Annotated in this window: 13 protein-coding genes; 9 read left to right on the top strand and 4 right to left on the bottom strand. The window is 68.5% G+C overall.

Features of this window, described 5'->3' with window-relative positions; all coding sequences use genetic code 11:
- The first annotated feature begins 1 nt into the window (after position 1).
- From ABZ909_RS03150 to ABZ909_RS03160, 3 genes are read left to right on the top strand one after another with little or no spacing between them, the layout of a single operon-like run.
- Complete coding sequence (locus tag ABZ909_RS03150) at positions 2-679, top strand: SRPBCC family protein (protein ID WP_356995970.1); 678 nt, start codon at positions 2-4, stop codon at positions 677-679.
- Positions 680-689: 10 nt separating this feature from the next.
- Positions 690-1,733: a 3-oxoacyl-[acyl-carrier-protein] synthase III C-terminal domain-containing protein gene (locus tag ABZ909_RS03155; protein WP_356996296.1), complete on the top strand. Its 1,044-nt coding sequence runs from the start codon at positions 690-692 to the stop codon at positions 1,731-1,733.
- Positions 1,730-2,929, top strand: coding sequence for an aminotransferase class I/II-fold pyridoxal phosphate-dependent enzyme (locus tag ABZ909_RS03160; protein WP_356995971.1), 1,200 nt, complete (start codon positions 1,730-1,732; stop codon positions 2,927-2,929). The genes ABZ909_RS03155 and ABZ909_RS03160 overlap by 4 nt, the downstream gene beginning before the upstream one ends.
- Here ABZ909_RS03160 and ABZ909_RS03165 read toward each other — a convergent pair.
- Positions 2,883-3,851 (bottom strand): bile acid:sodium symporter family protein, encoded by a 969-nt coding sequence (locus ABZ909_RS03165; RefSeq protein ID WP_356995972.1) that lies wholly within the window; start codon positions 3,849-3,851, stop codon positions 2,883-2,885. The genes ABZ909_RS03160 and ABZ909_RS03165 overlap by 47 nt on opposite strands.
- A gap of 104 nt (positions 3,852-3,955) precedes the next feature.
- On the opposite strand from ABZ909_RS03165, the gene ABZ909_RS03170 reads away from it, so the two are divergent.
- The 5 genes from ABZ909_RS03170 to ABZ909_RS03190 are packed head-to-tail and all read left to right on the top strand — an operon-like array spanning position 3,956 to position 7,055.
- Positions 3,956-4,927 carry a TIGR04222 domain-containing membrane protein gene (locus tag ABZ909_RS03170; protein WP_356995973.1) on the top strand — a complete coding sequence of 324 codons (972 nt, stop codon included), beginning with the start codon at positions 3,956-3,958 and terminating at the stop codon, positions 4,925-4,927.
- Positions 4,924-5,832: a DUF692 domain-containing protein gene (locus tag ABZ909_RS03175; RefSeq protein WP_356995974.1), complete on the top strand. Its 909-nt coding sequence runs from the start codon at positions 4,924-4,926 to the stop codon at positions 5,830-5,832. The genes ABZ909_RS03170 and ABZ909_RS03175 overlap by 4 nt, the downstream gene beginning before the upstream one ends.
- Positions 5,829-6,179, top strand: a complete 351-nt coding sequence (locus ABZ909_RS03180) for a hypothetical protein (protein ID WP_356995975.1) — start codon at positions 5,829-5,831, stop codon at positions 6,177-6,179. Before ABZ909_RS03175 ends, ABZ909_RS03180 begins: the two co-directional genes overlap by 4 nt.
- Positions 6,169-6,609 (top strand): hypothetical protein, encoded by a 441-nt coding sequence (locus tag ABZ909_RS03185; RefSeq protein ID WP_356995976.1) that lies wholly within the window; start codon positions 6,169-6,171, stop codon positions 6,607-6,609. The genes ABZ909_RS03180 and ABZ909_RS03185 overlap by 11 nt, the downstream gene beginning before the upstream one ends.
- Positions 6,610-6,623: 14 nt before the next feature.
- Positions 6,624-7,055 (top strand): GNAT family N-acetyltransferase, encoded by a 432-nt coding sequence (locus tag ABZ909_RS03190; RefSeq protein WP_356995977.1) that lies wholly within the window; start codon positions 6,624-6,626, stop codon positions 7,053-7,055.
- A gap of 3 nt (positions 7,056-7,058) precedes the next feature.
- Here ABZ909_RS03190 and ABZ909_RS03195 read toward each other — a convergent pair whose 3' ends face one another.
- Positions 7,059-7,463, bottom strand: coding sequence for an SdpI family protein (locus tag ABZ909_RS03195; protein WP_356995978.1), 405 nt, complete (start codon positions 7,461-7,463; stop codon positions 7,059-7,061).
- Between the two features lie 307 nt (positions 7,464-7,770).
- On the opposite strand from ABZ909_RS03195, the gene leuS reads away from it, so the two are divergent.
- Entirely contained in the window at positions 7,771-10,722 is a 2,952-nt protein-coding gene (gene leuS, locus ABZ909_RS03200) for a leucine--tRNA ligase (RefSeq protein WP_356996297.1), read from the top strand.
- A 62-nt stretch (positions 10,723-10,784) separates the two neighbouring features.
- Here leuS and ABZ909_RS03205 read toward each other — a convergent pair whose 3' ends face one another.
- Both ABZ909_RS03205 and ABZ909_RS03210 read right to left on the bottom strand, forming a co-directional pair.
- The gene (locus tag ABZ909_RS03205) at positions 10,785-11,579 is read right to left on the bottom strand and encodes a polysaccharide deacetylase family protein (protein ID WP_356995979.1); all 795 of its coding nucleotides are present in this window, start codon (positions 11,577-11,579) and stop codon (positions 10,785-10,787) included.
- Between the two features lie 57 nt (positions 11,580-11,636).
- Entirely contained in the window at positions 11,637-12,440 is an 804-nt protein-coding gene (locus tag ABZ909_RS03210) for a polysaccharide deacetylase family protein (protein ID WP_356995980.1), read from the bottom strand.
- Positions 12,441-12,470 lie beyond the last annotated feature (30 nt).

Below are 12,470 nucleotides of genomic sequence, written 5' to 3' on the forward strand. Positions count from 1 at the left end.
CGTGACCACCAGCGCCCTGCCCGCCCTCAGTGACATTCCGGAAGCCGACGTGCCCGGCCTACTGCGCATCGAGAACTCCGATCGCGAGGCCACCACCCCGATCATCCTGGACATGCTGCGATCGGTGTATCCGCACGACCAGATCTTCGGCGACTTCTGCCCGGTCCAGGGGTTCATCGCAGCGCCGCCGCGGGAGCTGTACGAGTACCTCGCCGACACCCGGTGCCTGGAGGAATGGACCTACAGCCTGCGCGGATTCACCGAGACCGAGGAGCCCGGGCTGTGGGTGTCGCACGACCGGATGGGCGACAGCACCAGGATCTACACCCGCACCGTCGCCAATCCCGACGCCATGACCGTGGACTACCACTGCGCCTGGGACCAGAGCGACCACCTGTGGATGATCTACCTGATGCGGGTGATCGACGCCCAGGTGGTGTTCGACAAACCCGGTTCGGTGGTGCTGTGGACGAACTGCCACCACCCGTTCTACGACAAGAACCCCTACCAGGACACCGCGCCCGACAAGCGCAAGGTGTGGGTGGGCGACTTCTGGGAAATGTTCTCCGCCGGGCACCAATTGGAGCTCGACAACCTCCGGGCCATCGCGGAATACCGCGCCTCGCACGGCCTGCCCATCAAGCCCGACTGGATGCGGAACCCCTCGGAAAAGAAGTGAGTTGAGCGCCATGGACTTCACCGACCCCGCCCTCCGGATGGCGCCGCCTGTCAGCCTGGTCGATGTCTCCGGATATCTGCCCGGCGACCCGGTCGGCACCGAGTACTTCACCCGGTTCTCCCGCTCGGACCGGATGGCCAAGAACGTCATGTTCCGGGCTCCCAGCGGCCGCCATCACGTCGGCCGCGACGAGACCGCCGTGGACATGGTGGAGCGAGCCGTCGCACCGCTGATCGAACGCCATGGGGCACAGGAAATCTCGAATGTCGACATCCTGCTCACCCATACCCAGCTGCCCGACAATCCGGTGCTGGGCGCCGGGCCGGAGGTGGCGCGACGGCTGAATATGAAACCGCGCTGGGTGTTCGACATCCACAATGGCGGCTGCGCGGCCTTCGTCCACATGATGTGGATGGCCCGCATGATCCTGCAGACGACCGACGCGCGCACCGCGCTCATCGCCTGTACTCAGAACTGCGCGGGCCCGGTGTTCACCCAGCCCGATATCCGCGGGCTCGCGCAGGCTCCCGTTCCCGGCGACGGCTGCGGGGTCGGGCTCCTCGTCAAGAACAGCTCCGCGCCGATCCTCGATATCGAGTGCCGCACCTATCCGGAGTTCGCGGGCGACATGGAGTTCAGCACCAACGGCGAACGCAAGTACTGGGAGCCGGGCGAGGGCCAGGGCTGCGTCACCTTCACCGAATCCAAGGTGGCCAAGGTGATGACGCGCGGCAATCGGCTGGTGCCCGAGGTGGCGCACGCGGTGTGCAAGCGCATCGGGGTGAAGTCCCGCGATATCGACACCTTCGTCACGAACCAGCCCAACCGGCTGTTCCTGCGCAACTGGAACGAGGCGATGGAACTGCCGCCCGAACGGCACCCGGACACCTTCGACAGCTGCGGAAACCTGTTCGCCGCAGGCATTCCCGTGACCCTGGACGCCGAGAACCGGGCCGGGCGGCTGCGCAACGGCTCGGTGGTGCTGATGGCGGCGTTCGCGCACGCCGGGGACTTCGCGGGGGCGGCGGCGGTCCGCTGGGGCGCGGCTCGATGACCCGCCCCGGTGCGGGGGAGCGCAGGCGGCCCGCGGCGGGGATCGTGGCGCCGGTGTCCTGGCCGACGGGATTGCGGGGTTCAGAGCTGGCGGGCTATCCCGCCACCGTCGACCCGCACGGCGCGGACACCATCCGCTACGACCTCAGCCTGAGCGAAAACCCGTTTCCGCCACTGCCTTCGGTCATCGCCGCGCTCGACGACTGCCTCGGCAAGGCGAACCGGTATCCGGAATTCCTGCCCCGGCGGCTGCCGCGGCTGATCGCCGATCACCTCGGCGTCTCGGCCGACCAGGTGGTGGTGGGTTCCGGCGCGACCGGGGTGGCCATGCAGATCATGCAGACCCTCCCCCGCGCCGGAGCCGAATTCATCTACGCCACACCGACCTTCGACGGCTACCCGATCATGGCGACCATGACCGGGCTGCGGCCGGTGACGGTGCCACTGGACAGCCACGGCCGCCAGGACCTGTGGGGCATGGCCCGCGCGGTGAGCGAGCGCACCGGGCTGATCGCGGTGTGCCGTCCGCACAATCCGACCGGAACCGTGCTCCCGGCCAGCGAAGTGAAGGCGTTCCTGTATTCCGTCCCACCGCGAGTCCCGGTGATCCTGGACGAGGCGTACGTCGAATTCCTCGGTGCGAGTGACACTCTCGACGCCGTCGAGCTGATCGACCGGCACCCCAATGTGCTGGTGCTGCGCACCTTCTCCAAGGCCTACGGCCTGGCCGGGCTGCGCATCGGCTACGCGTTCGGCGCGGCGGAACTGGTGCACCGGGTGCATCGGCTGCAACTGCCCTTCGGGATGCCCGCCACCGCGGTGGCCGCGGTGCGCGCGTCCTATGCCGCGGAAGCCGAACTGGGCGAACGGATTCTGCGCATCACCACCGAACGCGAACTGCTGCGCGCCGAACTGCGCCGCGGCGGCATCCGGGTGCCGCGCAGTAGCGCCAACTTCCTGTACCTGCCCGGCCGCGATATCGCGCCGGCGCTGGCGCGCGCCGGAATCGTGGCCAAGCGCTACCCGGACGCCAGCGCCCGCATCGCGGTGGGCGATCCGGGTTCGGACCGGGCCGTACTGCACGCGCTGGCCGCCCGGCCCTCGGCGGGCGCCCGTTCGCTGCGGCACGAGGACAGCCGGCTGCTCTCGCTCACGGCGCGCTACGAGCCCACCGCTGCGCAAGGGCGGCACATGTGATCAGCTGAATCTGGTGGAACATCATGAGCGGCAACACGACCAGTCCCACCGAATGCCCCGCGAACAGCACCGTCGCCATGGGCAGCCCGGTGGCCAGGCTCTTCTTGGATCCGCAGAACACCACCACGATCCGGTCGGCGCGATCGAATCGCACCGCCTCGCCGAGGAATCCGGTCGCGACCAGCACGATGGCCAGAATCGCGCAGCACACCACGGCCAGCAGCAGAATCCGCCACGGCGACATGGCATGCCAGATGCCCTCCACCATGCCCGCGCTGAAGGCGCTGTAGACCACCAGCAGGATGGACCCGCGATCCACCAGCTTGGTCGGCTCGGCGTAGCGGGCCAGGAAACCCTTGACCTTCGGCCGGATCAACTGGCCCAGAAAGAACGGCACCAGTAGCTGCAGCACGATGTCCACCACCGCGGACGGGTCCACGCTCGCCTGCCCGGTGGTGTTCATGAGCAGGATCACGAGTGCGGGAGTCAGGAAGACGCCCAGCAGGTTCGACACCGTGGCGCTCACGATCGCGCCCGCCACATTGCCTTTGGCGATGGAGGTGAAGGCGATCGAGGACTGCACCGTGGACGGCACCAGGCACAGGAACAGCACACCGGTGTAGAGATCGCTGGTCAGCACATGCGGCACCAGTACCCGGGCGGCCAGGCCGATCACGGGGAAGAGCACGAATGTGCAGGCCAGCACGGTCAGGTGCAGTCGCCAGTGCTTGAGGCCCGCGATCGCCTCCTGCGGCGCCAGGCGCGCGCCGTAGAGCAGGAACAGGAATCCGATGGCGATCTTCGTCAGCCAGCTCACGACCTCGGCCGCCTCGCCCCGAGCCGGGAAGATACTGGCGAGGACGACCATCGCAAGGATCGACAGGATGAACCCGTCTATATAGAACTTGCTGAGAAATCGCACCGAAACAGGCTAAACACCTCGCCTCTTTGGGATAACACAACACCCGCGCTGCCGCGATACTGGTGGTAATCGACAGTCACGACGACTCCCGAGGTGGAATCGCCATGGTCCTTCGGACCGACGCGGCCGCGGCCGCTACCGATACGTGGGGGATATCCGGCCCGGCCTTCCTCCTGTTCTATGTCCTCGCCGGCCTTTCCGCGGTCGCGTTCGGCTACGCACGGCGCGCGGCGGTGATGCGGGCGGTCGACCCGGCTCGGCCGCAGGCCGGACCGTTGCGCCCCAGCGAAACCGCCATGCTGGTCGACGACCGGCGGCCGGTGCTGGCCGGGCTGGCGCAATTGCGCGGCCACCAGATCATCGACTCCACCGGCACGCCGGTCCGGCCGCTGACCGCCACCGAGGAACAGGGTCTGGATCCGATCTCCCGCGCGCTGTACGCGCACCTGCACAGATCCGGGCAGGCGCGCATGCCCGGCATGCTCGTCGGAACCGCCGGGGTGTCGATGGCGCTGCGCAGCGACCTCACCGAGCGCGGCTATCTGTTCGGCGAGAAGCAGCGGAAAGCCCTGCGGACAGCGCGGTTTCCGCTCTTCGTGTTGCTCGCGCTCGGACTGGTCCGGCTGATCGCGGGCGCGGCCGCCCATCATGCGGTCGGCTTCCTGGTGTTCGCCATGATCGTCCTTGCGGTCATCACCGTCGCGGTGGGACGGCCGCCGCGCCTGACGCAGCGCGGCCGCGACGCCCTCGCCGCCGCCCAGGCCGGCAACCGGCACCTGCGGCCCGCCAACTCTCCCGCCTATTCCGCCTACGGACCCGACAGTGCCGCACTCGCCGTCGCGCTCTACGGCGGGCTGGTGTTGTGGACCCTCGACCCGACGCTCGCGGGGGCAGCCAGCGTGGTGGCAGGTGGCGGCGGTAGTGACGGCAGCTCCTGCGGCAGCGACAGTGGAAGCACTTGCAGTAGCAGTAGCAGTAGCAGTTGTAGCAGCGGCAGCAGTTGCGGCAGCAGTAGTAGTTGCGGCAGCAGCAGTAGTAGTTGCGGCAGCAGCTGCGGAGGAGGCTGCGGCGGATGACCGGTTCACCACTTCCCGAGGGGTCGCTGGGAATCGGCTGGCGGCGCGAGATCTGCGGCCTGGTGGCGGCGCTGGAGGGCATCGGATTCTGCGAGGTCATCGCGGAAACGCTGGCGCCCAGGGATTCCGGCGGCCGGGCCGGCGCCATCCTCCGGCGCGGTCGCGGCTCCCGGCCCGGCGTCGACGTGCCCGAGGAGCTGGCCACGCTGGTGGCCCGGGGCATTCCCGCGGTGCCGCACGGTATTTCGCTGTCGCTCGGCGGTGCGGAAGCGGTGGACGACCGGCGGGTCTCCCATCTCGCCGATTGCGCGCGGGCGCTGGGTTCGCCGCTGGTGAGCGAGCACATCGCCTTCGTGCGCGCGGGTGGCCTGGAGGCCGGGCACCTGCTGCCGGTGCCGCGCACCCGCGAGGCGCTGGATGCCCTGGAGCGCAATATCCTCCGCACGAGCCGTCAGTTGGATGTGCCGCTGGCGGTGGAGAACATCGCGGCGCTGTTCGAATGGCCGAACGCCGAGTACACCGAGGCGGAATTCCTGCAGGAGCTCGTCGAGCGTACCGGGGTCCATCTCCTGCTCGATATCGCGAATGTCTATGCCAATGCCCGCAATACGTCACGTGATCCGCTCACGGAGCTGTTGCGCCTGCCCGCCGAGCGGGTGGCGTACTGCCATATCGCGGGCGGCCACGAGTCCGGCGGCCGCTACATCGACACCCATGTCCACCCCGTCCCCGCCGAGGTGCTGGCCCTGGTCGCCGAGTTCACGGCCGGCCACGCCGTCCCCCTCATGTTGGAACGCGACGGAAACTATCCGCCCGCAACCGAACTCACCGCCGAACTGAACGCCATCGGCACGGCCTCCGGCCGCCCGCCCATTACCCTGCGCCCGGATGTGATCCCGGCATGACCATCGAGTCGCCCCGGACGGCGGGGACACTCGCCGAGCAACAGGCGGCCGTGGTGCGAGCGCTGGTCGCCGGCGACCGGCCGCCGCCCGGTTTCGACGCGGACGATCTCGCCGCCACCGCGCACGGCCTGCTGCACAAGCGGGCCGAGGAGGTGGCGCGGCGGTTCCCGCGCCTGGCGCAGGCCGCCGGACCCGACTTCCGGGCCCGCTACCTGGACTGGGCGCGCAGCCGGCCGAAGATCACCACCACCGAGGACGCCGCGGCCTTCGCCCGTGACCTCGGACTACCCGATCCGCGGCCGAAACCCGGCAGGCGGCCACGGTGGCCCATCCACCGTGGACGATGATGCGTGGGTGGCCTTCCTCACGCGCGATCCACAGCACGGCTATCGGCCCAATCCGGCCCCGGCGACCCGGACGGCCAGCCGGATCCTGCTTCGATTCGGGCTGGCGCGCTGGGATTTCGTGCTGCGGCAGACGGTCCTCGCGCCCGGTGGGCAGTCGGGGTGGCATTACCACGACGGGACCCTGTTCGTACTGGTCACCGGCGGTGCGCTGGATCATCCGAAAGCCGATTGCACCCCGGTCACCATCCGGCCGTGGCATGTCTTCCGGGAGCCGAGCGGTCCCGGGCACGCGCACCTGGCCCGCAACAGCGGCCCGCGACCGGTGAAACTGACCGTCTTGTATGTGAATCCGAAGGGGAGCCCGCTCGCGCGCAGCATCCCGCCGCCCGCGTGCGCGGGCGAACCCTCGGCAAGTGATCCGGATCATTGAGGCAAGCTGGGCACATGATCGAAGTCGTCACCGTCGGCACCGAGCAGGAACTGGCGGACGCCTACGCGGTGCGCATGAAGGTCTTCGTGGACGAGCAGGGCGTGCCCGCGGACATCGAGATCGACGAGCTCGACGAGACGGCCGACCATTTCCTGGCGCGGCTGGACGGCAGGCCGGCCGGGGCCGGGCGGCTGATCGTGCGGGACGGTGTCGGCGTGCTCGGGCGGCTGGCGGTCCTGGCGGAGACGCGCGGCACCGGGCTCGGCGTGGCGCTGGTGCGCGCCATCGAGGAGCGGGTGCGCGAGCGCGGCCTGGGCGCGGTCGAACTGCATTCGCAGACCCACGCGCAGGGCTTCTACGAGAAGCTCGGGTACGAGGCGTACGGCGAGATCGGCATGGACGCGGGCATCCCGCACATCTGGATGCGCAGGTCGCTCGCGAACTGAGACCTAGGCGGTCTCGCAGGCGTCCCGCAACGAGCAGGCGCCGCAAGCACTGCCGCAGCCGCCGATCTTCTCCTCCGGGAACGCGGTGGCGAGCGCCTTCTCGGCGGCGGCCGCTCCGGCGCCGAGGGTGAACACCGCGATGACCACAGCCACCACGGCCACGACCAGGGCCGCGATGCCGCCGGCGACCAGCGCGACCGCACCGGCGGCCGCGAGCAGCAGACCCGCCACCACCGAGGTCGGCGCGGCCACCCGGTTGGCCAGCTTGAAGGATTCCTCGGTCTTCACCGCGGCCTCGGAGTGCACCCCGAAATACCGGTTGCCCGGCAGCGTCCCGGTGAATCCGAGCACGCCCGTGACCACGGCCACAGCCGCGAGGACAAAGAGGATCAGCGCCACGACGAACACTCGGCTCACGCTACACGGCAGCCAATTTTGCCTCCGCTTCGCTTCGGCAGCCAATTTTGCCTCCGCTTCGCTTCGGCGGGTTCGCGGCGCTGAAGGTCTCGTTCTTCCCTCCTCCGCTCCCCCGCTTCCCTCCTCCGCTCCAAGTGCGGGGAGGCGGAGCGCAGTCCAGAACGAAACGCGCCGCGAACCTACGGGCACGGCCCAGAAGCGGTGACGCTGTCCGGACCCCTTTTGGGATGCAGGACGGCGACGTTTTACCCTGGTGAGCGACCTTATCGGGGATTGGCTGGACAAAGAAGGCAGGACCGTGCAGGACACCCGTGCATCCGAAACACCCACCGCGACCGCGGGTGGGGGCGGCGACGTTCCCGCACACCGCTACAACGCCGATCTCGCCGGCCGCATCGAACAGAAGTGGCAGGGCAACTGGCAGGAGCGCGGCACCTTCTACGCGCCCAACCCGGTCGGTCCGCTGCAGGGCGAGACCCCGGCCGACAAGCTGTTCATCCAGGACATGTTCCCGTACCCGTCGGGTGCCGGCCTGCACGTCGGTCACCCACTGGGCTACATCGCCACCGATGTCTTCGCCCGCTACCACCGCATGCACGGCCGGAATGTGCTGCACGCCCTGGGTTATGACGCCTTCGGCCTGCCCGCCGAGCAGTACGCGGTGCAGACCGGCGCGCACCCGCGCGACACCACCATGGCGAATATCGCCACCATGCAGCGGCAGCTGGACCGCCTGGGCCTGGGCCACGACCGCCGCCGCACCTTCGCCACCACCGATCCCGAGTACTACCGGTGGACGCAGTGGATCTTCCTGCGCATCTACAACGCCTGGTACGACACGGGCCTGGGCAAGGCCCGCCCGATCGCGGAGCTGATCGCCGAATTCGAGGCCGGCAAGCGGGAAGCCGTCGCGGGCCGCGCCTGGAATGAGCTGTCCCCGTCCGAGCGTAATGCCGCCATCGACTCCCAGCGCCTGGTCTACCAGACGAATTCGATGGTCAACTGGTGCCCGGGCCTGGGCACCGTGCTGTCCAACGAGGAGGTCACCGCGGACGGCCGCTCCGAGCGCGGCAACTTCCCGGTGTTCCGTAAGCGCCTGTGGCAGTGGATGATGCGCATCACCGCCTACTCCGATCGCCTGGTCGACGACCTGGACGGGCTGGACTGGCCGGAGAACGTGAAGGCCATGCAGCGCAACTGGATCGGCCGCTCGCGGGGCGCGCAGGTCAAGTTCGAGGCCACCGGCGCGAGCGCCGAATCGGGTGCAGTGGACGCGAGCGCCGAATCGGGTGCAGTGGACGCGAGCGCCGAATCGGATGCAGTGGATCTGATCGAGGTCTTCACCACCCGCCCCGACACTCTGTTCGGAGCGACCTACGTGGTGCTGGCCCCCGAGCACGAGCTGGTCGACAAGCTGACCGCCGCCACCTGGCCATCCGGCACCGACGCGCGCTGGACACTCGGCAACGCCGGCAGCCCCGCGGAAGCCATTGCGGCCTACCGGAAGTCGATTGCCGCCAAGTCGGATCTGGAGCGGCAGGAGAACAAGGAGAAGACCGGTGTCTTCCTGGGCTCCTACGCCACCAACCCGGTCAACGGCGCGCGCGTGCCGATATTCATCGCCGATTATGTGCTGAGCGGCTACGGCACCGGCGCGATCATGGCCGTCCCCGGCCACGACCCGCGCGACTGGGAGTTCGCCACCGCCTTCGGCCTGCCCATCATCGAGGTCGTCACGGGCGGTGATGTCTCGGAGGCGGCCCACTCCGGTGACGGTGTCATGGTGAACTCCGGCTACATCGACGGCATGGACATCGAGTCCGCCAAGGCCAAGGTGATCGCCGAACTGGAGGCCAACGGCCACGGTAGGGGCACCGTCCAGTACAAGCTGCGCGACTGGCTGTTCGCGCGTCAGCGCTACTGGGGCGAGCCGTTCCCCATCGTCTACGACGAGGACGGCGCGCCGCACTCGCTGCCGGAATCCATGCTGCCGGTGCGTCTTCCGGAGATCGACGACTTCGCGCCGGTCACCTTCGACCCGGACGACGCCGACTCCGAACCGTCCCCGCCGCTGGCCAAGGCCACCGACTGGGTGCACGTCGAACTGGACCTGGGCGACGGCGTCAAGAAGTACCGCCGCGACACCAATGTCATGCCCAACTGGGCGGGCAGCTCCTGGTACCAGCTGCGCTACGCCGACCCGACCAATACCGAAACCTTCTGCGCCCCCGAGAACGAGCAGTACTGGCTGGGCCCGCGCACGGCCGAGCACGGCCCGAAAGATCCGGGCGGCGTAGACCTGTACGTCGGCGGCGTGGAGCACGCGGTGCTGCACCTGCTGTACGCGCGCTTCTGGCAGAAGGTGCTCTTCGACCTGGGTGACGTGTCCGGCTCCGAGCCGTACCGCCGCCTGTTCAACCAGGGCTACATCCAGGACTACGCCTACACCGACGCGCGCGGCGCCTACGTGCCGGCCGCGGAGATCGTGGAGCGGGACGGAAAGTTCTTCTGGACCAATGCCTCCGGCGTGGAGGAGGAGGTCTTCCAGGAGTACGGCAAGATCGGCAAGTCGCTGAAGAACGCCATCTCCCCCGACGAGATGTGCGACCTGTACGGCGCCGACACCTTCCGCTTCTACGAGATGTCGATGGGCCCGCTGGACACCTCGCGGCCCTGGGCCACCAAGGATGTCGTGGGCGCGCACCGCTTCCTGCAGCGGGTGTGGCGACTGGTGGTGGACGAGGAGACCGGCGCGGTGAAGGTCACCGATGGCGAGCCGTCGGCCGAGGCCCTGCGCCTGCTGCACAAGACCATTGCCGGTGTCGACGACGACTACGCCAACCTGCGCGACAACACCGCGGGCGCCAAGCTCATCGAGCTGACCAACTTCCTGACCAAGAACTACGGCGCCGGCGCGCCCCGCGCACTGGTGGAACCCCTGGTCCTGATGCTGGCCCCGATGTCCCCGCACGTGGCCGAGGAGCTGTGGGAGCGTCTGGGCCACACCACGGCCCTGGCCCACGGCCCCTTCCCGGTCGCGGATCCCGCACTGCTGGTGGCGGATTCGGTCGAGTACCCGATCCAGGTCAACGGCAAGGTCCGCAGCCGCGTCAGTGTCGCCGCCGACGCCGACCAGGCCGCGGTCCAAGCCGCCGCGCTGGCGGACGAGAAGATCGCGGAACTGCTGGGCGGCAAGGCGCCTCGCAAGATCATCGTGGTGCCCGGCCGCCTGGTGAACATCGTCGCCTGAGTCGACCGGCGTTCGGCCCGGTGCGCACCGCGCACCGGGCCGAATTCAGCTGCGGCGCAGTTCTACCGGGGCGGAATCAGGACATCGTTGAGGGTGACCAGCTGCAGGCTGCGTTCCCGGATGATGTCGGTGAGCTGGTCGTAGAGGTGGGTGACCGTCGGCCGGTTGGCGTGGCCGATGACGATGGACTGCGCCCGGAACCACTGGCGCGCGGCATCGAGGACCATGCCGTCGTTGATCACCGGATTGGTGTCGTTCAGGGTGCCGTACCACATGGTCGGGACGGTGTAGCCGCAGTCGGCGGCGACGGCGTCGACGCTGCCGTTGTGGTGGCCGTAGGGCGGGCGGTAGTAGGGCGTGCCGTCGGTGCCGTACTGGTTCCAGAGGAAGTCCTTGCAGCGCTCGAGCTGGTCGGCGATGGCGCCGCCGGACAGCTTGGTCAGGTCCGGGTGGTCCCAGGTGTGGTTGCCGAGCTGGACCTGCCCCGAGTCGACCAGGGGGCGCAGCACATCCCGGTGGTCGAGCCAGCCGGGATAGTAGGCGGTCACGAAGAAGGTGAGCCGGGCCCCGGTATCCCGGGCGAAATCGATGAAGCCGCGGATGGTTTCGGAGCTGGCGCCGTCATCGATGGTGAGCGCCATGTGGTTTCCGCCGCCCGGCAGCGCGGTGAGGGTGCCCGGGCCGATCGGCGTTTTGGGTCCGAAATCCGGTGTCACCTGCGGCATCCCGGGCAGCTGGGGAATGGTTCCGCCGGCGGATCCGGTGTCGAAGGGGAAGTCGGCGCACGATTCGCCCGTGCCCAGCAGGGTGGCGGCCGTACCCGCCGCCAGCATCGTCAGCAGCCGTCGTCTGTCCATTGCGACCCTCATTCAATTCACTACGGTTGAAAATTCCGCTCCCCCAGCGAAAACCGGCTATGTCGGCGAGACCAGCACATCGTTGAGCGTCACCATGGACAGGTTGCGCTCCCGGATGATCTCGGCCAGACGGTCATAGCAGTGCGTCACGGCGGGATGATTGGCATGTCCGATGACAATGGCCTGCGCATTGAAGTACTTTCGCGCACACTCGATCAGATAGTCCTCGGTAATGACACCGGAGTCGGACAGCGAGCCGTACCACATGGTGGGGACGGTGTATCCGAGATCCGCTGCCACCTTGTCGACCGTAGCATTGTGGCGGCCGTAAGGGGGACGGAAATACGGCGTCCCGTCCACGCCGAAGGTGTTGCGCAGGAACGTCTTTGCCCGGGTGAGCTGCGAGGCCACGTCGGTAGCGGACAGTTTGGTGAGATCCGGGTGGTCCCAGGTGTGATTGCCCAGCTGGATCTGCCCGGCGTCCACCAGCGGCCGCAAAGCGGCGCGGTGCGTGGTCCAGGAGTCGTATTTCGCGGTGACGAAGAAGGTGAACCGCGCCCCGGTGTCCTTGGCGAATTCGATATACGCGCCGACCACATCCGGATCGGCCCCGTCGTCGACGGTGAGTGCCAAATTGTTGCCAGCGCCGGGCAATCCGGTAATCGTCCCGGCGGGAATGCGGGATTTCTGCGCGACCGGCGGCGCGGCGAGCGCCTTCGGAGTCGGTGTCGCCGACGATGTTCCGGCAGGTCCGCTGATGCGCGGCGTCACCTTGTGGGAGGGGCCGGACTCCGCGGAGCAGCCGGTCAGCGCCGCCGCAGTGCCCGCGGCGAGCATCACGAGCAGCTTTCGTCTATCCATCTCTGTCGTTCGCTCCGAAGATATATTTTG

The sequence above is a fragment of the Nocardia sp. NPDC046763 genome, assembly GCF_040645495.1.
Classification (GTDB): domain Bacteria; phylum Actinomycetota; class Actinomycetes; order Mycobacteriales; family Mycobacteriaceae; genus Nocardia.

Bases quoted from the DNA above. Each gene is read 5' to 3' on its own strand.
- ABZ909_RS03155 (WP_356996296.1), top strand. From the start codon at position 690: ATGGACTTCACCGACCCCGCCCTCCGGATGGCGCCGCCTGTCAGCCTG.
- ABZ909_RS03160 (WP_356995971.1), top strand. From the start codon at position 1,730: ATGACCCGCCCCGGTGCGGGGGAGCGCAGGCGGCCCGCGGCGGGGATC.
- ABZ909_RS03170 (WP_356995973.1), top strand. From the start codon at position 3,956: ATGGTCCTTCGGACCGACGCGGCCGCGGCCGCTACCGATACGTGGGGG.
- ABZ909_RS03175 (WP_356995974.1), top strand. From the start codon at position 4,924: ATGACCGGTTCACCACTTCCCGAGGGGTCGCTGGGAATCGGCTGGCGG.
- ABZ909_RS03180 (WP_356995975.1), top strand. From the start codon at position 5,829: ATGACCATCGAGTCGCCCCGGACGGCGGGGACACTCGCCGAGCAACAG.
- ABZ909_RS03190 (WP_356995977.1), top strand. From the start codon at position 6,624: ATGATCGAAGTCGTCACCGTCGGCACCGAGCAGGAACTGGCGGACGCC.
- ABZ909_RS03205 (WP_356995979.1), bottom strand. From the start codon at position 11,579: ATGGACAGACGACGGCTGCTGACGATGCTGGCGGCGGGTACGGCCGCC.
- ABZ909_RS03210 (WP_356995980.1), bottom strand. From the start codon at position 12,440: ATGGATAGACGAAAGCTGCTCGTGATGCTCGCCGCGGGCACTGCGGCG.